This window comes from [Flexibacter] sp. ATCC 35208, assembly GCF_001975825.1.
Lineage (GTDB): Bacteria > Bacteroidota > Bacteroidia > Chitinophagales > Chitinophagaceae > Chitinophaga.
The window spans coordinates 19,014-39,998 of the sequence record NZ_MTKN01000044.1; the positions used below are offsets into that span (position 1 = coordinate 19,014).

The 20,985-nt window shown below is 43.1% G+C and carries 22 protein-coding genes; 11 read left to right on the forward strand and 11 right to left on the reverse strand.

All coding sequences use genetic code 11. The features are described from left to right. Positions 1-121 precede the first annotated feature (121 nt). The gene (locus tag BW716_RS23855; protein WP_083726750.1) at positions 122-1,027 is read right to left on the reverse strand and encodes an EamA family transporter; all 906 of its coding nucleotides are present in this window, start codon (positions 1,025-1,027) and stop codon (positions 122-124) included. A gap of 290 nt (positions 1,028-1,317) precedes the next feature. After that, a complete protein-coding gene (locus tag BW716_RS23860; protein ID WP_179091244.1) occupies positions 1,318-1,677 on the reverse strand; it encodes a MerC domain-containing protein in 360 nt (119 codons plus the stop codon). A 259-nt stretch (positions 1,678-1,936) separates the two neighbouring features. Between BW716_RS23860 and BW716_RS36895 the strand changes: the two genes are divergently transcribed. The 5 genes from BW716_RS36895 (at position 1,937) to BW716_RS23880 (ending at position 5,843) form a co-directional block, all read left to right on the forward strand. Next, a complete protein-coding gene (locus BW716_RS36895) occupies positions 1,937-2,083 on the forward strand; it encodes a hypothetical protein (RefSeq protein WP_179091245.1) in 147 nt (48 codons plus the stop codon). 187 nt (positions 2,084-2,270) lie between these two features. Next, on the forward strand, positions 2,271-3,032 hold the full coding sequence (cysQ, locus tag BW716_RS23865) for a 3'(2'),5'-bisphosphate nucleotidase CysQ (RefSeq protein ID WP_220388823.1): 762 nt from the start codon (positions 2,271-2,273) through the stop codon (positions 3,030-3,032). A gap of 116 nt (positions 3,033-3,148) precedes the next feature. Then, positions 3,149-4,147 carry a response regulator gene (locus BW716_RS23870; RefSeq protein WP_083726754.1) on the forward strand — a complete coding sequence of 333 codons (999 nt, stop codon included), beginning with the start codon at positions 3,149-3,151 and terminating at the stop codon, positions 4,145-4,147. A gap of 82 nt (positions 4,148-4,229) precedes the next feature. Then, positions 4,230-5,039 (forward strand): universal stress protein, encoded by an 810-nt coding sequence (locus BW716_RS23875; protein WP_083726756.1) that lies wholly within the window; start codon positions 4,230-4,232, stop codon positions 5,037-5,039. 24 nt (positions 5,040-5,063) lie between these two features. Further along, on the forward strand, positions 5,064-5,843 hold the full coding sequence (locus BW716_RS23880; RefSeq protein WP_083726758.1) for a universal stress protein: 780 nt from the start codon (positions 5,064-5,066) through the stop codon (positions 5,841-5,843). A gap of 157 nt (positions 5,844-6,000) precedes the next feature. Here the strand turns inward: BW716_RS23880 and BW716_RS23885 are convergent, their stop codons facing one another. After that, positions 6,001-6,237, reverse strand: a complete 237-nt coding sequence (locus BW716_RS23885; RefSeq protein ID WP_083726760.1) for a hypothetical protein — start codon at positions 6,235-6,237, stop codon at positions 6,001-6,003. Between the two features lie 62 nt (positions 6,238-6,299). Further along, positions 6,300-6,656 (reverse strand): hypothetical protein, encoded by a 357-nt coding sequence (locus BW716_RS23890; protein WP_083726762.1) that lies wholly within the window; start codon positions 6,654-6,656, stop codon positions 6,300-6,302. A 226-nt stretch (positions 6,657-6,882) separates the two neighbouring features. Between BW716_RS23890 and BW716_RS23895 the strand changes: the two genes are divergently transcribed. The 3 genes from BW716_RS23895 to BW716_RS38480 all read left to right on the forward strand — a co-directional run bounded on the left by BW716_RS23895 (position 6,883) and on the right by BW716_RS38480 (position 10,117). Beyond that, positions 6,883-7,857, forward strand: a complete 975-nt coding sequence (locus BW716_RS23895) for a ribonucleotide-diphosphate reductase subunit beta (RefSeq protein WP_083726764.1) — start codon at positions 6,883-6,885, stop codon at positions 7,855-7,857. 22 nt (positions 7,858-7,879) lie between these two features. Beyond that, positions 7,880-9,583, forward strand: coding sequence for a ribonucleoside-diphosphate reductase subunit alpha (locus BW716_RS23900; RefSeq protein ID WP_235643935.1), 1,704 nt, complete (start codon positions 7,880-7,882; stop codon positions 9,581-9,583). A gap of 402 nt (positions 9,584-9,985) precedes the next feature. After that, on the forward strand, positions 9,986-10,117 hold the full coding sequence (locus tag BW716_RS38480; protein ID WP_255373894.1) for a hypothetical protein: 132 nt from the start codon (positions 9,986-9,988) through the stop codon (positions 10,115-10,117). Positions 10,118-10,273: 156 nt separating this feature from the next. Here the strand turns inward: BW716_RS38480 and BW716_RS23905 are convergent, their stop codons facing one another. Beyond that, the gene (locus BW716_RS23905; protein ID WP_083726766.1) at positions 10,274-10,801 is read right to left on the reverse strand and encodes a dihydrofolate reductase family protein; all 528 of its coding nucleotides are present in this window, start codon (positions 10,799-10,801) and stop codon (positions 10,274-10,276) included. A 104-nt stretch (positions 10,802-10,905) separates the two neighbouring features. Between BW716_RS23905 and BW716_RS23910 the strand changes: the two genes are divergently transcribed. Continuing rightward, positions 10,906-11,784 carry a LysR family transcriptional regulator gene (locus BW716_RS23910; protein WP_083726768.1) on the forward strand — a complete coding sequence of 293 codons (879 nt, stop codon included), beginning with the start codon at positions 10,906-10,908 and terminating at the stop codon, positions 11,782-11,784. Here BW716_RS23910 and BW716_RS23915 read toward each other — a convergent pair. From BW716_RS23915 to ilvC, 6 genes are all read right to left on the reverse strand, one after another. After that, on the reverse strand, positions 11,768-12,286 hold the full coding sequence (locus tag BW716_RS23915) for a GNAT family N-acetyltransferase (protein WP_083726770.1): 519 nt from the start codon (positions 12,284-12,286) through the stop codon (positions 11,768-11,770). The genes BW716_RS23910 and BW716_RS23915 overlap by 17 nt on opposite strands. Then, positions 12,261-13,436, reverse strand: coding sequence for an MFS transporter (locus BW716_RS23920; protein ID WP_083726772.1), 1,176 nt, complete (start codon positions 13,434-13,436; stop codon positions 12,261-12,263). The genes BW716_RS23915 and BW716_RS23920 overlap by 26 nt, the downstream gene beginning before the upstream one ends. A 319-nt stretch (positions 13,437-13,755) precedes the next feature. After that, entirely contained in the window at positions 13,756-15,075 is a 1,320-nt protein-coding gene (locus tag BW716_RS23925; protein ID WP_083726774.1) for a serine hydrolase, read from the reverse strand. Between the two features lie 30 nt (positions 15,076-15,105). Beyond that, positions 15,106-15,759 carry a FadR/GntR family transcriptional regulator gene (locus BW716_RS23930; RefSeq protein WP_083726776.1) on the reverse strand — a complete coding sequence of 218 codons (654 nt, stop codon included), beginning with the start codon at positions 15,757-15,759 and terminating at the stop codon, positions 15,106-15,108. 5 nt (positions 15,760-15,764) lie between these two features. Next, the gene (locus tag BW716_RS23935) at positions 15,765-17,219 is read right to left on the reverse strand and encodes an ATP-binding cassette domain-containing protein (protein WP_083726778.1); all 1,455 of its coding nucleotides are present in this window, start codon (positions 17,217-17,219) and stop codon (positions 15,765-15,767) included. Between the two features lie 126 nt (positions 17,220-17,345). Next, a complete protein-coding gene (ilvC, locus tag BW716_RS23940) occupies positions 17,346-18,827 on the reverse strand; it encodes a ketol-acid reductoisomerase (protein WP_083726780.1) in 1,482 nt (493 codons plus the stop codon). 470 nt (positions 18,828-19,297) lie between these two features. On the opposite strand from ilvC, the gene BW716_RS23945 reads away from it, so the two are divergent. Both BW716_RS23945 and BW716_RS23950 read left to right on the forward strand, forming a co-directional pair. Then, a complete protein-coding gene (locus BW716_RS23945) occupies positions 19,298-20,257 on the forward strand; it encodes a sensor histidine kinase (RefSeq protein WP_083726782.1) in 960 nt (319 codons plus the stop codon). Then, entirely contained in the window at positions 20,254-20,937 is a 684-nt protein-coding gene (locus BW716_RS23950) for a LytTR family DNA-binding domain-containing protein (RefSeq protein ID WP_083726784.1), read from the forward strand. Before BW716_RS23945 ends, BW716_RS23950 begins: the two co-directional genes overlap by 4 nt. Positions 20,938-20,985 lie beyond the last annotated feature (48 nt).

Sequence of the window (20,985 nt, forward strand, 5' to 3'; positions counted from 1 at the left end):
GTATTGGTTGCTTCATTTGTGCACCCATTACCGATTACTGTGACCAATAGCATGAGGTCCGGTATAGCATCAATTGCCGGCTTCTGCTTAGGGTGCAGACGTAAGGCATGTTGGTTAAATTTTAGCTTGCTGCCGGGCTCAATTTAAATTGTGTCAGGTTATTCATCGCCACTCCTATTACAATAACTGTTATGCCAATAGCCTGACCGAAAGAGAGGGCTTCGCCTGCAATCAGGGTGCCCGCCAGTACCGCTACGATAGGGTTAATGAACGTGTGTGTACTTACCATAGCCGGAGGCTTGATGGATAACAACCAGATAAAAGACAAATGGGCCAATATCGAACCAAAGAAGATGAGGTATACCAGCGCACTCCAGGATGCCAATGGAATTGCTCCCCATTGAATAACGTGCCATTCTCCCTGTACGGTGGCGATGATTAAGCTAATCACTCCGCCGATAAACAATTGTTGTGAAACGTTCATCAATAGTGAGGCTTTTGTCGGTTTTTTGGAATGAAATGCACCCAATACCCATACGATCGTTCCAAAGATCATGACCATGAAACCTACTGTTCTGCCGTGATCCATACCTGCCTGCACCGCCAGACTGTCTCTGAAAAAGATCAATAGTCCTACAAAACCGATGATAATTCCAAGTACGGATATCTTATTCGCAAAGTAGAATTTCCAGCTTTTTTTGTCGATGAGCATGAACCAGAAGGGTTCCAGTGCGGCCACAATCGCTGCTTCTGTGGATGTAATGTATTGCTCCGCATAGGTCAGGCTACCGATACCCATGGTCAGGATTAAGATGCCGGAAATGCTGTTTTGTTTCCATGTTTCAAATCCTGTTGGCTTTTCTCCCTTATATATAAGCCAGGATAAAAGCAGGACGCCTGCGGTAGTGAATCGGAGTCCTAATAGAATAAATGGTGGAAAGCCTTTGAGGGCATAGGAAATGCCTAAGAAGGTGGTACCCCAGATAATGTAAATGCATAAGAATGCTGAGATTTCTTTCAGTTTCATGAAAAATGGCAATAGGTATCCCTTGCGGAATTAGATAAGAAAATAAAAGAGTGTGTAGATATTGAATAGATCAGAACAATGTAACCGGGTAGTTACATCTGGTGTCTTAAGACGGCTGTTCTGAATGCAGATTTCATGTTGGACTTATTAGTAATAATAGGGTGCAAAGGTAGGGGTTGAATATCAGAATTGCAAATTACAAATTACAAAGTAATGTATCATTTTGAATTTAGTCAAGCAGGCCGCAGGCCCCTGCGATAACTTAATCGACCCCTACCAGCAACCATTTATTAATGCTTGCAGAAATAAATATTCCTGACATGGGCGGTAATGATTAATACAGCACCGGCTAATTTGCACAGAATCTCGGCAAACTGGCCATGCATAAAATTCCCTGCTATCATCAATAGTAAGCCAATAATGAAGTACAATACCAACGACAACCGGTGGTGGTGTTTGCGATACCCCCTGATCAAAGCCCAGCTTCCTGCACACATGGATAAGACAATCGTCAGTACTTCCAGCAGTTTATTCTCAATAAACTCAACGCCACACAAAGTCAGTGTTGTAAATAGCAAGGGTAATAGCACACAATGTATGGCACAGGCTAATGATGCTCCAATTCCGATAGCATCCCATCCTTTATTCATAAGCATTCACATTTTTTCAGACATTTTGTACGCCTGCGGCCTGCAACATCAATTGATGCAGGCCTGGATTTAAATAAACGGTATATCTATTGCATCGGTGTTGCAAATATAGTAACGATTGTTAAACAATGTTGCAAATATTTTTATTTTCTTGTAAATCAACCAAATACATGACTGATCCTAATCAATCTTTTGCTTGCCGGCCATCATTTCCCGCCATCTATACCCTTGGTAACTTCATATTGTAAACCCGTACATCATGAAAAAGTACATCAAAGCAATCTCCTTTATTGCATGTCTGACAATAATTGGAAACACGGTCAATTTCTTATTAACTAAAACGGTGAAAGGTAGAAAGGTTGCTGCCGGATACAAAACCATGCAGTGCCTGGACGTGCTGGAATAAAAATGATTTCGATAGCAATAATGATTGACAGATTACCCGTGAAGATGTGATGGTCATTATCGTTTCAGGAGCCAAATGCTGGTTACTTTTAGGTGCTAAAATGCTTCGATTTGAAGTTCATACAGCATTTTGTTCCAAAGGTTACGGTGGGTGGATTTCTCTACCCACTCTTTTCTATCTTTGCCACATGATGAGGCAATTATTAGAAATCGCAAATAAGGCTGCTATTGAGGCAGGAAAGGCTATTTTAGATGTATACCATTCGGATAATTTCGATACTGAAAAAAAAGCAGACGAATCTCCCGTTACGGCTGCTGACAAAGCTGCTCACACTATTATCTCCCAAATATTAGCACAGACGGATCTCCCTATTTTATCAGAAGAAGGCAAACACCAGGATTTTCAAATAAGATCTGCATGGGAATATTACTGGTTGGTAGATCCGCTGGATGGTACTAAGGAGTTTATCAATAAAAATGGAGAATTCACCGTCAATATAGCATTGATGCATCATAATAAACCTGTGGGCGGCGTGGTGTATGCCCCTGTATTGGGAGATCTTTATTATGGGAGTGAGGAGACGGGGGTATATAAAAATGATCACGCAATTCCTCCTTTAAAATCCAGACGCACTTTACAGGAGCTATTAATTAAACCTTCTATCACCATCATCGCTTCCCGTTCTCATTTATCAGACGAAACAAAACAATTCATCTCTCAATTCTCCAACGTTACACTTACCTCCATGGGCAGCTCTCTCAAATTCATGCTCCTGGTGGAAGACAAAGCCGATCTGTACCCACGCCTCTTCCCAACTATGGAATGGGACACTGCTGCAGCACACGCTATATTAAACGCATCTAACCGGGGCGTTTATCATACCACTGTCAAAGAAGAACTCACTTATAACAAGCCCGAACTCACCAATTCCTATTTTCTGTCATATTAATTATATTAACTGATATTTATCATAGATAGTTGTTTCCTTGTTGGTTGACAGCCATCAACTAATAGGTCTGCGATTGTGCGTAGTTTTGAGTGAACTCAAAAAAAATCCACAGCTGTATGTCTACTATTCTTGTTATCGAAGATAACACTGCTGTACGGGAGGAAATTGTTGAAATACTTGGGCTGGCAAATTATATGGTATTAGAGGCAGTTGACGGTAAAGAGGGGATATTGCTTGCTGAAGAAAAACATCCTGACCTTATTATTTGTGACCTGACTTTACCCATTTTAGATGGGTTTGTCGTCCTCCAGGTATTGAATAATAATAAGGAAACCAGTAGTATTCCATTTATTTTTCTAACGTCGAGGTCCGACCGGGCAGAGGTTCGGAGAGGCATGGACCTTGGTGCAGATGATTATATTACCAAGCCCTTTGAATCATCGGAACTGTTAAACTCGATAGAATGCAGACTCAAAAAATCTGCGGTAAAAAAAGGGAATCTCCTGTTGGACGATCCTTTGCAGGACCTGATCCGAAACCGGAATATCCGTTATTATAAAAACAAACAACTCATTTACCAGGAGGGCAATCATCCTTCCTGTCTGTTCTATATCTTAAAAGGAAAAGTTAAAACTTTCAAGGTATGTGAAGATGGCCGTGAACTTATCACTGCACTTTATAATGAAGGTTTTCTTGGCCATGTGGCTATTATTAATAAAACCAGTTACCACGAAAGCGCTGAAGCGGTAGACGATGTAGAACTGGCTGTGATACCGAATGCCGACTTTGACCGCATGGTCACTGAAAACAACTATGCCCAGAATCAGCTTATAAAGATCCTCGCCCAGAATGTAGATGATAAAGAAGGACAATTACTAAAAGTGGCATATGATTCACTAAGAAAAAAGACGGCGGACACCCTACTGGCTGTCAATAAGAAATATAACAACGAAGGCATTCGCATTAGCAGAAGTAACCTGGCGGCTCTGGCCGGCGTGGCGAAAGAATCCTTTGCCCGTACATTGTCCGACTTCAGGGATGAGCAGCTGATTGACATCAAGAAAGGAGTCATTTATATTCTGGATGTAGATAAACTAAGCAGAGTCATTTATTAGATTGATGACGGTCATATTTATTGCCGTCTCTTTTAATGAAATTGAAGGCGTTCCCCAATTATTCATTTCTTAATTCAACGCCATGAGAAAAGTAATCGTTGCCTTTGATGGTACACATTATTCTAATGGAGCAATCGGATTGGCTAAAAAATTGAATGAAAGTGAAAAGATCCTATTGGTTGGCGCCTTCCTGCCTGAACTTGATTTTTCGGGACTTGGGTATGTATTTGGAGGCGGAGGGCTCTATGTTCCATTACAGATTGAAATTGATGAAGAAAAGGTAGATGAAAATATTCAGCTGTTCGAAGAGGAGTGTGTCAGGAATAACATTGAATTCCGTATACACAAAGATCATTCGCCGCATGCCATTTCGAAATTGCAGAAAGAGAGTAGGTTTGCAGATCTCATGATACTGGGTAGCCAGAAATTTTATGAGAATCTACGGCTGGAAGTACCCAGCGAATACCTGCGCGATGTGTTGCATGATACAGAATGTCCCGTTATCGTAGCGCCGGAAAAGTTCGACTATCCGGAGAATGTCATACTTGCATATGATGGCACCCGGTCATCGGTATTCGCCATCAAAATGTTTTCTTACCTCTTTAGTGATCTCTGTGATTGCAGTACCACATTGGTATATGCTACGCATAAGCATCAGCCCGAGATACCGGATGAAGATTATATCAGGGAGCTGGCAGGCCGGCATTACAATAATCTTACTTTTCTGCAGTTAGAACTGCAGGAGATGGGTCAGTTTTTAGAAGGCATTTCCAGGCCAATGCTGGTAACAGGGGCTTTTGGAAGGTCGGGTTTGTCTAATCTGTTTAAGAGAAGTTTTTGCACGAGTTACATTTCAGAGTACAGGTATCCTGTATTTATTGCGCATAAATAAAGCGTTATTTTAAATTTCACGGTTATGAAAAAAATAGTGGCTGTTTTCGACGGGTCAAAGTTTAGTGACAGTACCCTGCAATATGCAATAAGAATGGGGTTGCAACATAATGCGACCATTACAGGTGTTTTTGCACAGAAGATGGAATTTGCCTATGCCGGTGGCGGAGGCAGGAGAAGCGTGGATGGGAGTGCGCAGTTTGAACATGCCTGTCAGCATGCGGGTATTCATTACAATGTACGCAGAGGAAGTGATGCGGTTACCCAGAGTATTTTGAAAGAAAGCAGGTATGCGGATATGCTGCTGATAGATGCGAGTGAAACAATGAACCCTTTTACAGAAGAATCGCCGACACCTTTTGTAAAAGATATTCTGGCGAATGCAAAGTGCCCGGTATTATTGTTACCCAGACATTTTACGGATGTACGGAAGATCTGCTGGTTGTATGATGGTTCTCCGGTTTCCATTTTTGCATTTAAGATGTTTTCTTATATCCTGCCGGTGTTTAATGCGTTGCCATTGAATGTGGTGACGGTACAGCCGGGAACGCATGCGCAGGAATTGCCGTATGAGGGCATGGTGAAAGAGTTGATCGGGATGCATGCGCCGCAGGCCCATTTTATATCCTTGAAAGGGCAGCCGGAGGTAGAGATCGCTCATTATCTGAAAGAGCAGGCAATGGAATCACTCGTTATATTGGGAGCGTATCAGCGGAATGCCTTGTCCATGTTATTCAGGCCCAGTATGGCGGATATATTGGTGAGAGAACACCAGTGGCCACTGTTTATAGCACATAATAAATAGGGTACATGTAAGTGTGGTTGAAGAGGAGACTTTATAAAAGAGGGTGAATTAAAAATAAATAAAAGCACTGAGCATCGCATAAAGGATTATCTGCCTCCATCAGGTATCCGAAATAGAAGAGGGTATATCAAAAGTTTGATACACCCTCTTTTTAATTTTATTGAATCATAAACTGAAACTGATTACTTATCTGCTTACTATCATCCACCAGCACATTATACACTATCAATGTATACGTTCCTGCCGGCAAACCTGACTTTAACCGCAATTGTATTACATGACTTCCCATCGTCCAGTAAAAGGCCGTAGATGCTGTTTCACAATCAGTCGTAGACCTGCTCAGTTCTACATCAATAGACCTTACAATCATTCCCTGGCTGTCACTGATGCTCATATGGGTTTGCACCACTTTAATAGGAATATTGTAAATGTAAGGAGCGAACACATTGAAACCCGCTACACCAAAATTTCCCCAGAAGTAGTCACCTCCATCTTTACATCGTAGGTGCTCAGGTGTTCCAGCCCCTCTGTCAGGTGCATGGTATCGCCGGTAATGGTAAGTTTTTTCCATTCAGTCCAGGCCTTGTCGCTGGTTTTGATGTAGGAAATGGTGGCGGTATAGCCATCCGGCGGAACGATGGTGCCATACTTACCTGTGAAAGTAAATATGATCTCTTCCGGAGTTTTACTCACCAGTTTTAACCGGTGTCCATCTTTATACTCGGTAAGTGTTGGATCTACTGTTGTCTGATTGTCCTTTTTACAAGCCCCGAACAACAGGCTTGCCACAAACAAGAAAAATAGGTTACGCATAGGGTTATAAATTATTAAGGGGGCAAAAATATATTAAATTATTTTAATGTTATAATAAACCTGGTCTAAATCAGCCCTGACAGGGAGAACGATCATTCCAAAAACTGATTATCCCCATATGTTGATTTCTTTTTCCAACTCTCTTTAATTTAATCGGGACATTTGCCTCCGGACATGATAGATATATTTATTTTATCATTTGTTTAAAAGTTTAAAGAAATCAGACATGGGATTATTTGACAAGAGGGTTCAGTACAAACCATTTGAGTATCCGGAGGTCCTCCAGTATACTGATGCGATTAACAAATCTTTTTGGGTGCATTCAGAAGTGGATTTTACAGCTGATATTCAGGACTTTCATGCCCACCTATCTATACCAGAACAAAGCGCTATAAAGAATAGTCTGCTTTCCATTGCACAGGTGGAAGTAGCTGTAAAATCATTCTGGGGCAACCTGTACCAGCATTTCCCAAAACCGGAAATGAATGGTCTGGGCTCTACCTTTGCAGAATGTGAATTCCGTCACTCAGAAGCTTACAGCCGTCTGCTGGAAGTACTGGGTTACAACGATGAATTCACCGAACTGATGAAAGTACCTATTATCCAGGAACGTATCACCTATCTGAGCGCTGCACTGGAAAATGCGAAATCAAACGATAAGAAAGAATATACTATCTCCCTGATCCTGTTCAGTTTACTGATCGAAAACGTGAGCCTGTTCTCCCAGTTTGCCATCGTGCTGTCATTTACCCGTTTCAGAGGTCTGATGAAAAATGTGAGCAACATCATCGCATGGACTTCCGTAGATGAGCAGATTCACGCAAATGCCGGTATCTACCTGATTAGCAAGGTGAAAGAAGAATATCCTGATATTTTCACTCCGGAAGCTGTGAAGCAGGTAGTGGATATTGTGACATTGTCTATCGAAACGGAAAGCCGCATGCTCGACTGGATCTTCAACGAAGGCGATATTGAGGTAATTAAGAAAGTGGACCTGATCAACTTCATGAAGAAGAGAGCAGATGATAGCTTACAACAGATTGGTATAGCTCCTATCTTTAACGTATCTTCAGAGGAGAGTGGTAAAATGTTGTGGTTTGAAGAAGAGATCTATTCTAATAGCCTGGATGACTTCTTTGCGAAACGCCCTGTAGAGTATACTAAGTTTGATAAGAGTATCTCAGCACACGATTTGTTTTAACTTTTTGACGATATAATAGATAATGATGACTTTATTTGAAACAGCCTCCCCCGAAACTGCTGTAACCAATGAGCAGGATAGCAACCGTCTGTGGTGGAAAAATGAAGAGAGTGAGCAGATCCTGAACAGAGGCTACTTACTGAAAGGTGAAACCGTAGAAGGTGCCATCGAAAGAATTTGTTCTGCTGCAGCACAACGCCTGTACAAACCAGAGCTGAAAGATGTATTCAAAGAAATGATCGAAAGAGGTTGGATGAGCTTAAGCTCTCCGATCTGGGCTAATATGGGAACAGAAAGAGGGCTGCCTATTTCCTGTTTCAACGTACACATTCCTGATAATATTGAAGGCATCACCCACAAACTGGGTGAGGTGATCATGCAGACCAAACTGGGTGGCGGTACTTCTGCTTACTTCGGTTCCCTGCGTGAGCGTGGTAGTGCGGTCACTGACAATGGTAAATCCAGTGGTGCTGTGAGCTTTATGCGCCTGTTTGACACTGCGATGGATACCATCAGTCAGGGTGGTGTAAGACGGGGTGCATTTGCAGCTTACATGGACATCGACCATGGTGACATCGAAGAATTCCTCTCTATCAAAGATATCGGACATCCCATCCAGAACCTGTTCAACGGCGTTTGTGTGCCTGACTACTGGATGAAAGACATGATCGATGGCGATATGGAGAAAAGGCAGATCTGGGCGAAAGTACTGGAAAGCCGTCAGCAGAAAGGCCTGCCATACATTTTCTTCACTGACAATGTAAACAGGCACAAACCTCAGGTGTACAAAGACCAGAACCTGACTATCCACGCAAGTAACCTGTGTTCCGAAATCATGCTGCCTTCTACAGAAGAAGAATCCTTCATCTGTTGTCTGTCTTCCATGAACCTGGAACTGTACGACGAATGGAAAGATACCAACGCTGTGAAACTGGCAGTATTCTTCCTCGATGCAGTATTGCAGGAGTTCATCGTAAAGACTGAAGGTAACCACTTCCTGGAGCCTGCTAACCGTTTTGCAAAAAGACACCGTGCACTGGGTCTTGGCGTATTGGGCTGGCACTCTTATCTTCAGAAGAACATGATTCCATTCGAAGGTTTACGTGCTAAACAACTGACATCTTCTATCTTCAAAGATATCCAGACCAAAGCAGAGAAAGCAAGTAAAGAACTGGCATGGATCTATGGTGAACCAGAATTGCTGAAAGGTTATGGCAAGAGAAATACCACACTGCTGGCGATTGCTCCAACCACTTCTTCCAGCGCGATCCTGGGTCAGACATCTCCTGGTATCGAGCCGTTCAGCAGCAACTATTTCAAAGCAGGTCTGTCAAAAGGTAACTTCATGCGTAAAAATAAATACCTGAAAGCTTTACTGGCCGAAAGAGGTATTGACAATGAGGAAACCTGGCGCAGTATCATGATGAACCATGGTAGCGTACAGCACCTGGAACAACTGACAGCTGAAGAAAAAGAAGTATTCAAAACATTCAAGGAAATCAGTCAGCTGGAAATCATTCAGCAGGCGTCTATCCGTCAGCAATATGTGGATCAGTCTCAAAGTCTGAACCTGAATATACCTTCTAATCTGCCTGTAAAAGAGGTGAACAGATTACTGATACAAGCGTGGGAACTGGGTGTGAAAACACTCTATTATCAACGCAGCCAGAGCGTTTCCAAAGAGTTGGTAACAAACCTGGTGACTTGTAAGAGTTGTGAAGGATAATGAAATTGAAAAAGGGGCGTCTCAATACTTCGGGACGCCCCTTTTTTCTGAAAATGGGTTTTCATTCCCCGTTGGTGAATTCCCTCTTTCATGAATGTTTATTCGGGTACCTTTTCGTACATGCAATTCTGATGGCCTTCCTGTTACTTACGATACAGCCCCTTATTTTTTTCACGTTTATGAATATATGTTTATATTTGCCCACATATTTCCTTTCTATCATTTAGCCTAACCTTCTTACTGAGCTGTATGCGAACTTAATGAGCAATGAAATTGCCTGTTATGCTCCTATGCGAATAACTGCCACACCTTTTCATTTACCACTTCAAAATCATTTGAATCGCGTAAAACGGTAAGGGCATCGTCATTTATTTAATCACAATATTTTAAAATTGAGTAATTATGAAAAAGTACAGCGTTCATTTGTTGGTAGCGTTATTTGTAGTAGCAATTAGTTTAACTAGTTGTGCACCACATGGTGGTCCTCACGGCGGCGGTGGTCGTCATGGTGGTGAGCACGGTCATCAGCGTTAATGATATGAAGGGCTGGAATGCTTAATTTAATAAGCGTTTCAGCCTTTACAAAGTATATAGCGAAACTCCTGCACAGATAGCCGCAAATACCAGTAATACAATTTGCATTTGTTTACTTTGTGGCCATGCCGGCTAACGGGCAAAGCAATAATTTCATCAGGCTTTTTTATAATGCAGTTGCGTTAATCCTTTTTCAAAATGTTTTACAGAAATAAGATCCAGTAGTTGTTCCCCACGACCATCCTGGAATAATTTTGTCCCGCTACCCAGCAGTATGGGAATAATTGAAATCACAAATTCATCAATTAAATTGTCTTGTAATAATGCATTGACGATTTCCGCACCCCCATCGCAGAAGATATTTTTCCCTTCCTCCTTTTTCAATCTGGTAACCAGTTCCGGCAGCGAACCTGTATCGAAATGAGTGCTGCCAATTGTCGCCCGTGGCGTTCTTGTGATCACATAAGTTGTTTTATCCGCATGATGGAATTCCGGTACATGGCTCAGTATCCAATCATATGTTTTTCTACCTATGATCACGGTGTCGATGGTATTGATAAACTCCGCATAGCCATAGTCTTCGCCTTCCTTTTCTACAATGGAGAGAAAGCTCAGGTCATCATCGGGTTGGGCTATGTACCCATCAACACTGGTAGCTATATACAGAATTGTTTTTCTTTCCATGGGTTAAAAATTACATGCAATTGCATATTACTAAAATTATGTGGAATAATGATATTGATCATTGTCAATCGTTGCGTGTAACTTAATTGTAACTTGCTTCCAGGATGGAACATAGACAGCTTAAATATTTTCTGAAGGCACAGGAATTGCTCAGCTTTACTGAAGCAGCACAACAGCTGCACATCAGTCAGAGCACCCTGTCACAACAGATCAAACAACTGGAAATGGAACTGAATACCCCGCTCTTCAACCGTATCGGCAGACAGATCACGTTGACGGAAGCCGGCACCCTGTTTACAGATTATGCCAAGCAGGCGGTGAAGAAAGCGGAAGACGGGCTGCAGATGATCAGGGACCTGAATAACCTGCATATCGGTACGGTCACGGTAGGAGTGGCGTATAGTCTGAAGAACTTTTTCACAAAGGCACTCATACAGTTTGCCGCTACTTTCCCACAGATCAACCTGAAGGTAGTATACGACTCCTCCCTGGGATTGTTCGACCGCTTGGACCAGTTCGAACTGGATTTCAGCCTGGCCTTTCACGAAGGGACTGATGTACCCCATTTTGCTTACCAGGAGTTGTTTAGCAGCCCCATGGTCGTGGTGGCCAACAAACAATCAAAGATTGCGAAAAAGAAGATCCTTTCTCTGGATGAAATCTGCCAGCTGCCACTGGTCATTGCGACAAGGGGATACAGCAGTAGTCATATTATCAGTAAGACCTTTACGAGATATGGCCTGGACCCGAAATTTTCCATTGAAGTCAATGATATCCCCACAGTATTAGACCTCGTCAAAACAGGTAAGTGGTACAGCATCGTCGTACAAACGAGTGTGATTGACAAGGACCTGGTGACGATCCCTATTGATGAAAAAACACTGGTGCGCAATACAAATATTATCTCACTGAAGGAAGCCTACGAAACCAGGGCTATAAAAGAATTCAAAAAGATCCTGATCGGTCTTAAGCATGAGGATTAGTTAATACTTTCTCATATGCTTTGCGGGCTGAGCCCCTGAAAAATACTTCACCGCAATATACATATCCGCTTTTTTCGAAGGCGCCCATCATCTTTGGGTTGTCGAAATTCGTATCCGCCCTTACACTGGTAATGCCCTGCTGCAAGGCCCATTCATCTATGTGTTTAAGCATGATTTTGGAGAGCCCTTTACCCAGGTGCTTTTTAGAGATCGCTACACGATGGTATACCACGAAATCGCCATCAGTAAGCCATTTGCCTTCTATGGCTGCATAAGCCGGTTCGTCATTGATAAGAATGGCTACATAACCAAGAATTTCATCGCCTTCAGTCAACACATAGCCATGCCCCTTTTCGATGTCTTCTTTTACCACGGCCGGATTCGGATAGCCATCCTGCCATTGTCTGCTACCGTCTTCTTTTCTTCGTTGAATGGCCTGTGCCAGAATGTCCCAGATGGCCGATTGTTCTTCTAAGCTAGCTTTTCTGAAGTTGTAGTTCATATGATCTTATATTCCAGATTAATACGAGATTGATTAATAATAGTGCACACAGTGAACACAGGTAAATAGTAGTGCCGAATTGTTGAATCATAAACCCACCTATAAAAGGCGCTGCCGCCTGCGCGATAAGCGGCATACGGGCCAGCCGGCCTATGACCAGCGGGTACTGATCAGGACCAAAGATAGCTAAAGGTAAAGTGCCCCTCAGCACAGATCGCATGCCGTTTCCAACCCCAAAGATAATTATTCCTATAGTAGCAAGGCCGGGGTGAAAGAAGAGGAGGCCGATACCGAGTAGCATAGCGAAGGTAGAAATGAACGCCATTTCAACCGCGCTGCGGTTGGCGATCATGAGTTCCAGTGTACGGGCAGCTGATTGACTGGGCCCGAGAAAGGCCACGATCATCAATATAACAGACATCTCAATTTTTTTAGCACTAAGGATGTCGATAAGGTGTACCACTACACCAGTAGTGATGATGGCGCCGATGGTAAAGTTGGCAAGAAGGAGGTAAAAGATCCTGGAACGGAAAGAAACACTGTCCCTTTGGGTGATCGTTTCTTTTATGATTGTTGGCCGGAATATGTATTTATGAATAGGATAGATCCCCACCATTAGGATCCCTGCAAATGTGAAACAGGTATGCCGCCAGCCCAGTTCATGAAGTAAAAACGAAGTAAATGGCCATGATATAGAAGGCGCCAGACTGGCTATCAGTGTGACCCATACAATCACCTTTTTCGCCTTGCTGCCATATAGCTTTCCCAGCGAAGCAAAGAGGGCATCGTACAGCCCCATGCCCATACCTACACCAATAACGCCCCAACCCAGTACAAACAGCAAATAGCTTTGTGCGGATCCAATCATAATAAGCCCTATGCCCATTACAATCCCCGTATAATGCAGGATGAAGTTCTGATCGTATTGCTGGATCATCTTCCCGATAGCTGGCAATAGCAAGCCCGAAATCAACAGCGATAAAGATAAACACCCGTATACCTGCTGGTACGACCAGCCCGTTTCCTGCATAATCGGTCCGGATAATACGGATAAAAGAAAGTAAGACCCGCCCCACAAAAGGATCTGTGACAAGCCTGATAGCAACAATACAGTATAAGGTGGCTTTGAATTTTCGATAAGCTGTTCCATAAACAGCTGCAAAGGTCTGAAGTTTCCTGGATCGGCAAAACGTTATTTTTCAATCCAAACAATCGAATATACCGATTTGAAAAAAGGGATGTACCAAGTAACAGGAAGGCCAGGAGAATGACATGTACGAAAAAGGTACCCGAATAAAACCTTCATGAAAGAGAGAATTCACCAACGGGGAATGAAAACCATTTTCAGAAAAAGGAGGCGCCTCGAAGTATTGAGACACGCCCCCTTTTTTCGCACAAATATTTTTAAGAAGCAAACAAATAGATAGTTGTAAGAAATGACGTAGAAAAAGAACAAATACTTGTAGATGCTATTTAGCACTCAAAATATCCTTCACACGTCCATTCTTTGGATCCAGTTCCATTACTTTTTTATAATTGATCTCAGCATTTGCTTTGTCACCTATCTGCGTATACGCATTGCCTAAATATTCATATGCTATAGCTGAAGTTGGAAATAGCTTTACATTCAGTTTAAACAACGCTATTCCAAACCCCGTTTGCTTGCTCTGCATAAAAATATCACCGTTGGCATTTAAAAAATCAGCATCAAATTTTCTGCCCTCCTGTTCACAAAGTGAACGCACATTTTGCTCTACATAAGGCATTCCATTCCCCGTGATCCACTTGTACAGCGTTAGCTGCGTAGGCGGTGTAAATGGTTTATACGTTCCATCCTTCATCACTGAAATTACCCGTGGCGCCAACCTATCAGCTGACTCACCCATATTGCATAGTATCACATAACTATATCCATCTTCTGTATACCCGATCGCCGATGTCCACGTAGGCAACCTACCCGTCATATGCATTGTGAGCGGATAACTATAATGGGAGGGAAGCAACTGCTTCCGCTTAGCCTCCACAAATTTCAGCATATCATCCAGCGTAATATACACCCCCTCATCAGGATGCCCGTTTTCAATATCGTCCACATTGGTTTTGGTCCCATCAGGATTGACGATCTGGCCATACGCACGGTTAGTGGCCGCCAGTTTCTCTGCCCTGGTATAAGCGATCGAAGTCATGCCCAGTGGGGTCCCGATGCGTGTACGCACCGCATCGCCATAAGGCTGTCCGGTAATTTTTTCTATCACCGCCCCCAGCACCACATAAGCGGAATTGGAATAGGCCTCGCCAGTGCCCGGATTAAATAATAATGGCTGCCAGGAAATGATCTGCAACAGGTCGTTGAGCTTAAAATCCGTCTTCCTGATCTTCGCATAATCCGGACTATGCTCATAATCCCCTAATCCGGATCGCATGGTCAGCAATTGAGCGACTGTGATCGCCTTGCCCGTTTCAGGCGGAAAAATGTTCACAAACTTGTCTACAGATGCCAGTTCATCCAGTTTTCCCTCGCTGATCAGTTGGCGGATAATTTCTTCAGTAAATTGTTTGGTAAGATAATTTGTATTGTACAGGGTATTGGCAGTCAATGGTCTTTTGGTAGAGTTCTCAGAAAAGCCGTTTTGCTTGCCGTAAAAAACAGCCCCATCTTTCAGAATCACCGCCTGTCCTGAGAACATGCCCGACTCTATCGCCTGCCGGAATAATTGTGTGAAGGGTTGTGCATAGGTCGGAATAGTCAGTATCATAGCCACCCCCAATGAAAATATGGCCTTTTTCATAGGTTTTTTGGGGGTAAATGTACGTTATATTCAATATTCCAGTATTTCTTTGATACAGGCAATGGCCTGTTCGCAATCCTGGCGGCTAATAGCGTCTAATAATTCTACATGCAGATCCTGTGTTACGGTCATGATAGAAGTATCCCGCATGGTGTCCAGCAGGTATCTTTTTACATGTTTGGCAGTTGCCTTGTATAGGTCTTCCAACACGGGATTGCAGGTTGCATGGGCCATACAGCTATGAAAAGCCAGGTCTTCATCAATACTCTGTTCTATCTGCCCGGTTTTGCCAAAGTGATCCCTGCGCTGCAGCACTTCTGCCATGTTGCGGATATCCGCTTCTGTACGGTTCATTGCCGCTTTCTCCGCCATTTTGATTTCCAGCCAGGCGCGTACTTCATCTATGTGTTTGGTATCCGCCTTGCTCAGACGAACATCGATGGGCTCGCGGGAGCTCACCATCTCATTTACAAATGAACCGACACCATGGCGTACATCGAGTATGCCAATGTTAGCCAGCAACTTTATAGCTTCTCTGATTGTAGACCGGCCCACCCCAAAAGAAGCCATCATATCCGTTTCGTTCGGCAGCTTTTCGCCTACCTGATATGTACCATTGACAATCAGATCGTTTATGCGATCAGCAACTTCTTCCGCAAGTGTTTTCCTATGTATTTTAGTCATGTCAGCTATTGAATCGTTTCTATTTTTACCACATGTCCTTTATCCAGTAAAATCCTTTTTTCCAGGCAGGATGGAAGGGCCGATTCGTAATGGCCTACATAAATTAATGTTGTCCCGTTTGCGCACAATTTGTCGACAAACTTATTGAAGTATTGTGTCTGGTCATTGTCCAGTCCCTGACACGGTTCATCCAGAATTAACAATTCAGGATTCTTGATGATCGCTCTCGCCAGCAGTGCCAGGCGTTGTTTACCCAATGGCAGGGTGTTGAGTAGTTCATGCTGTACATCCTTCATGTTCAGGAACGCTATCAGTTCTCTTACTTTCACAGTCTGCGAGTAAGGGAGCTGTTTGAACAACCCGATAGAATCATAAAAACCGGATGCTATACTGGTGAATACCGTTGCACTGGGATCAAAATACCAGTGCAGTTCCGGACTGATTAAACCGATCTTTTCCTTGATGTCCCAGATACTTTCACCACTCCCTCGTTGTTTACCAAAGAGGAAGAGGCCATCTACATAAGACTGTGGATGATCTGCACAGACCAGGCTTAGTAAAGTTGATTTACCGGAACCATTGTGTCCCTGCAATAACCACTTTTCACCGGCGTTCACTTCCCAGTTAATATTATTCAGTACCTGCTTTTCACCATAGTGAATATTCATATCGACCATCTTCACTACCTGTGCTGCATGATACACTGGCTTTTCCGTGAGGAATTCAGGCAGTGGTTCCAGTTCGTGCAATATCTCGCTGGAATGCTCATTGGTAGAAGAGGAGACCAGTTTACCATCAATGATCTGCGCATACTGATGCACATTATTGGGTACGGCAGAGTCGTTGGTGATAAGAATGTATTGAGATCCCACCTGGGTAAGTTCTTCCAGCAGGGTATTTAAGTTCTTTCTGGAAGCTACATCCAGACCGGCGTAAGGCTGGTCCAGGATTAGCAGTTGTGGCTTGAGCCAGAGGGCCTTGACCAATTGCAGCTTTTTGTGCTCCCCGCTGGAAAGTTCTATCAGCTGAGAGTCCAGCAGTTCTCTATATCCGAGTGCATCGATAATTTTATCGGCATCGGCGATATCGAGGTTCTTTTCTTTTCCAAAGACTTTAAAATCGCCAAGTACGGTAAGGGTTTCTCTCGCCTGTTTACGATTATAGCGCTGTTGGTAGTAAAAATTCGCGTCGCCTTCTAAGTTCTTAAAGTGGTACCAGTTGGAAACGTAGAGTACCTGCTGAGGAAGCAGGCTGTTTTTATCAAAGTTATATTCGATGTTGCCGTCGATACCTTTAGGTGTTTCTATCAGTTGGGCGAGGGTGGTTTTTCCGCTCCCGCTTATTCCGTTCAGCACCCAGTTTTGTCCACGAACTATATTCCAGCTTAAATTATCTAATACGATCTTGTCTTTAAACCTGACATTCAGATTTAAAACTTTAACAACGGGCTCTGACATCATATTCCAATTTCTGAGAGGAAGAGGCAGGATGTATCTTCAATAAATGAAACTCCTGAGAATCGCATAAATGGATCCGAATTTTAAAGAGCGTGTATCAAAAGTAAGATACACGCTCTTTAATATATTTTAGGTAGTCTTAATTGACTTCATAGCTGTCATAGCTTTACGCAGTTTTCTTCCTACTACCTCAACCGGATGGTCGCGGAGGATTGCGTTGATGTTTACCAGTTCAGCGTTATCAACGGAACCGGTTTTACCTTCGTTGAAGTTTTTACCAACCAGATCAGTATCAACAGTCTTCATGAAACCAGCCAGCAATGGTTTACAAGCCTGATCAAACAGGTAACAGCCATATTCAGCGGTGTCAGAGATCACGCGGTTCATTTCGAACAGTTTCTTACGTGCAATAGTATTTGCGATCAGTGGAGTTTCGTGCAGAGACTCATAGTATGCAGATTCAGCTTTGATACCAGCTTCTACCATTGTTTCGAAAGCCAGTTCCACACCTGCTCTGATGAATGCTACCATCAGGGTGTAGTTGTCAAAGTATTCCTGTTCGCCGATCTTCACGTCGCCAGCAGGTGTCTTTTCGAAGGCAGTTTCACCGGTTTCAGCTCTCCATTTCAGCAGGTTCGCATCACCATTAGCCCAGTCTTTCATCATGGTGCTGCTGAATTCGCCGCTCATGATGTCATCCTGGTGTTTCTGGAACAGCGGACGCATAATGGTCTTCAGTTCTTCAGAAATTTTGAAAGCAGCTATTTTCGCAGGGTTGCTCAGACGGTCCATCATACCACTTACACCACCGTGTTTCAGTGCTTCAGTCACTACTTCTACACCGTATTGAACTAATTTGGAAGCGTAACCAGCATCGATACCTTTCTCCAGCATTTTGTCGAAAGACAGGATAGAACCGGTTTGCAGCAGGCCACACAGGATGGTTTGCTCACCCATCAGGTCAGACTTTACTTCAGCTACAAAGCTGGAACGCAGTACACCAGCTCTGTGGCCACCTGTACCTACGCAATAAGCTTTTGCCTGCTCCAGACCTTTACCTTCAGGATCGTTCTCCGGGTGAACAGCGATCAGGGTAGGTACACCAAAGCCTCTCAGGTACTCTGCTCTTACTTCAGAACCTGGGCATTTAGGTGCCACCATTATTACAGTGATGTCTTTACGGATTTGCATTCCTTCTTCTACAATGTTGAACCCGTGAGAGTACAGCAGGGTAGAATTCTTTTTCATCAAAGGCATTATCTTAGTTACCACAGCAGTGTGTTGCTTGTCGGGAGTGAGGTTCACTACCACATCTGCACCTGGAATCAGTTCTTCGAATGTGCCAACCTTGAAGTTGTTGTCAGTTGCATTTTTCCAGGAATCTCTCTTGTTGTCGATCGCTTCCTGGCGCAGTGCGTAGGAAATGTCCAGACCACTATCTCTGAGGTTCAGACCCTGATTTAAACCCTGAGCACCTGCTCCAACGATAACTACTTTCTTACCCTTGAGGGCTGCTACGCCGTCAGCAAATTCAGCGATGTCCATGAACTCGCATACACCTAATTGGTTCAGTTGCTCCCTGAGGGGTAAAGAATTAAAATAATTTGCCATTGCTTCTTAAAGTATTAATTAAAGTCTAAATGTTAAGTCCGATGTCGTGTCATCTGATGACAAAGTTATCAGGATTTTTATTATTGTCAATACCCATTTTATATTTCGGGAATTATTTCAAAGAGACCCGGAATTTTTTAGATATTATTTAATTAGGCTACCCTTTCTGCCTGATTTTCGAATGATGAGGCTGTAACGGAAGTATACCACGAACCCGATCAGCAGCCATCCAATAAGGCGTAACCAGTTTTCTATGCCCTTCTAATGTTTTAGAAGTTTCCGTTTTTCATATAGTGGGGGAATAAAAAGGTGGGTAAAAACAACAGTGAGAGCGTGAAGTGGACAAATTTAACGATTGATGACCAACTTTAACAATTTTTTGTCTACGAAAAAGAGGTTTTCATCTCTGAATTTTAGGATTTCTGACTAAGGGTATAGGATGAATATTTCCTTCGTTATAATTTTCACCTATGAAAAATACTTTTCATGGCATACTGATAGTCGTCATCATACTCCTGACCATATTTGTACCATATCCGCCTAAGCATTCCCTGACCATCACTGCGCGGGAATTATACTATTCCGTGATGCTGGACAATGTGATGGCCGCCGGTGGATATTTCCTGAATTTTTATGTCTTTATTCCCTTTTTGTATTACGGGAAAAGGGCGTTTTATTTCCTGGTATTAATCGCCTATGCAATATGCGTGATTTATATTCCCACAATACTCAACTACTTTTTTTCAGGGTTTCACTTTTTAGATCCGCTGCACTTTCCTATACCTCAATTAGTATTGCTGGCAGCAGCGCTCATGTTATCGTACATCGCACGCAAACGCTATGAATGGAAACAGTTGTCAGAAGAAAAGACAGCGTTTGAATTGTTCGCATTGAAACAACAAATGCAACCACATTTTTTCTTCAATACGCTGAATGGCATTTATGGGTTATCTATACAGCAATCAGAAAAAACACCTGCGTATATTCTGAAACTGGCAAACATGATGCGGTATGTACTATACGAAAGCAATGCTGACAAAGTATCGCTTGCCAAAGAACTGGACCACATCAGCAACTACTGCCAGATGCAACAGCTCAGGCTTGGATTGAACAACCAGGTATCACTGCGCATCACCGGGGAGGCGGGTACAAACCAGATTGCACCATTTATCCTAATACCTTTTATCGAGAATAGTTTCAAACATGGTATCTCTTCCAGCAGGGAGACGCAAATGCTGATTGAAATAAACACAACCACAGATTCACTTCATTTTTCAGCAACAAATACAATTGTAAAAACAGCTTCGAATGACGGTGTTGGTATCAAAAATGTAAAACGCAGACTGGATTTAATTTATCCCGATCAATACACGCTGACCATCAGTCAGCAAACGCAGCAATTCATCGTTCAACTCAGTGTAAAGTTATGAGACCTTTAGATGCTATTACTATCGACGACGAGCCGATCGCCCACGAAATCCTGGCACACTACAGCAAAAGGCTAAACGGGATCAGGCTGAAACGGCAATTTACCAATCCGGAGCAGGCATGTAAATACCTGGCCAGCAACCATGTAGACCTGATCCTGCTGGATATAGAAATGGCAGATGTAAATGGGTTTGCGTTTTACAGATCGTTGCCACAGCGACCTATGGTGATCTTCACAACCGCACATCCTGAGTATGCATTAGAAGGATTTAACGTGTCGGCGGTAGACTACCTGCTGAAACCCTTTTCGGAAGAGCGTTTTGAACAGGCGATCCTGAAAGCCGGTATGCAGAAAGATGTGCAGGAAATGGCGCCCTCACTCACTATCAGGGCCGACTATGAAACGAGGAATGTGCAGCTGAAAGACATCCTGTATATCGAAGGGTTAAACAACTACGTTAAAATCTATACCACATCGGCCACACATCCTTTATTGTCTATGATTTCGCTGAAAGAGATGATGAGCCGCTTGCCGGGCCATCAGTTCATGCGCATACACAGATCTTACATCGTGCCTCGCCCCAGGGTGAGCGCTATTACCAGCCGTTACGTCACGGTGGCAGGGAAAAAGCTGCCGGTAGGAGATACTTATCGCAGTAGTGTGATGACGATTCTCCAATAAAATAGGATGGTTTTCCCTTATTATTTTCTGCCGGATATATAGGAATAT

What these genes read in the sequence shown, in the direction of transcription:
- BW716_RS23910 (WP_083726768.1), top strand. Translation starts at nt 10,906, where the DNA reads ATGGAACATAGACAGCTTAAATATTTTCTGAAGGCACAGGAATTGCTC.
- BW716_RS23930 (WP_083726776.1), bottom strand. Translation starts at nt 15,759, where the DNA reads ATGACTAAAATACATAGGAAAACACTTGCGGAAGAAGTTGCTGATCGC.
- BW716_RS23870 (WP_083726754.1), top strand. Translation starts at nt 3,149, where the DNA reads ATGTCTACTATTCTTGTTATCGAAGATAACACTGCTGTACGGGAGGAA.
- BW716_RS23920 (WP_083726772.1), bottom strand. Translation starts at nt 13,436, where the DNA reads ATGGAACAGCTTATCGAAAATTCAAAGCCACCTTATACTGTATTGTTG.
- cysQ (WP_220388823.1), top strand. Translation starts at nt 2,271, where the DNA reads ATGATGAGGCAATTATTAGAAATCGCAAATAAGGCTGCTATTGAGGCA.
- BW716_RS23855 (WP_083726750.1), bottom strand. Translation starts at nt 1,027, where the DNA reads ATGAAACTGAAAGAAATCTCAGCATTCTTATGCATTTACATTATCTGG.
- BW716_RS23925 (WP_083726774.1), bottom strand. Translation starts at nt 15,075, where the DNA reads ATGAAAAAGGCCATATTTTCATTGGGGGTGGCTATGATACTGACTATT.
- BW716_RS23890 (WP_083726762.1), bottom strand. Translation starts at nt 6,656, where the DNA reads ATGCGTAACCTATTTTTCTTGTTTGTGGCAAGCCTGTTGTTCGGGGCT.
- BW716_RS23900 (WP_235643935.1), top strand. Translation starts at nt 7,880, where the DNA reads ATGATGACTTTATTTGAAACAGCCTCCCCCGAAACTGCTGTAACCAAT.
- BW716_RS23915 (WP_083726770.1), bottom strand. Translation starts at nt 12,286, where the DNA reads ATGAACTACAACTTCAGAAAAGCTAGCTTAGAAGAACAATCGGCCATC.
- BW716_RS23895 (WP_083726764.1), top strand. Translation starts at nt 6,883, where the DNA reads ATGGGATTATTTGACAAGAGGGTTCAGTACAAACCATTTGAGTATCCG.
- BW716_RS38480 (WP_255373894.1), top strand. Translation starts at nt 9,986, where the DNA reads ATGAAAAAGTACAGCGTTCATTTGTTGGTAGCGTTATTTGTAGTAGCA.
- BW716_RS23885 (WP_083726760.1), bottom strand. Translation starts at nt 6,237, where the DNA reads ATGAGCATCAGTGACAGCCAGGGAATGATTGTAAGGTCTATTGATGTA.
- BW716_RS23950 (WP_083726784.1), top strand. Translation starts at nt 20,254, where the DNA reads ATGAGACCTTTAGATGCTATTACTATCGACGACGAGCCGATCGCCCAC.
- BW716_RS23905 (WP_083726766.1), bottom strand. Translation starts at nt 10,801, where the DNA reads ATGGAAAGAAAAACAATTCTGTATATAGCTACCAGTGTTGATGGGTAC.
- BW716_RS36895 (WP_179091245.1), top strand. Translation starts at nt 1,937, where the DNA reads ATGAAAAAGTACATCAAAGCAATCTCCTTTATTGCATGTCTGACAATA.
- BW716_RS23860 (WP_179091244.1), bottom strand. Translation starts at nt 1,677, where the DNA reads ATGAATAAAGGATGGGATGCTATCGGAATTGGAGCATCATTAGCCTGT.
- ilvC (WP_083726780.1), bottom strand. Translation starts at nt 18,827, where the DNA reads ATGGCAAATTATTTTAATTCTTTACCCCTCAGGGAGCAACTGAACCAA.
- BW716_RS23880 (WP_083726758.1), top strand. Translation starts at nt 5,064, where the DNA reads ATGAAAAAAATAGTGGCTGTTTTCGACGGGTCAAAGTTTAGTGACAGT.
- BW716_RS23935 (WP_083726778.1), bottom strand. Translation starts at nt 17,219, where the DNA reads ATGATGTCAGAGCCCGTTGTTAAAGTTTTAAATCTGAATGTCAGGTTT.
- BW716_RS23945 (WP_083726782.1), top strand. Translation starts at nt 19,298, where the DNA reads ATGAAAAATACTTTTCATGGCATACTGATAGTCGTCATCATACTCCTG.
- BW716_RS23875 (WP_083726756.1), top strand. Translation starts at nt 4,230, where the DNA reads ATGAGAAAAGTAATCGTTGCCTTTGATGGTACACATTATTCTAATGGA.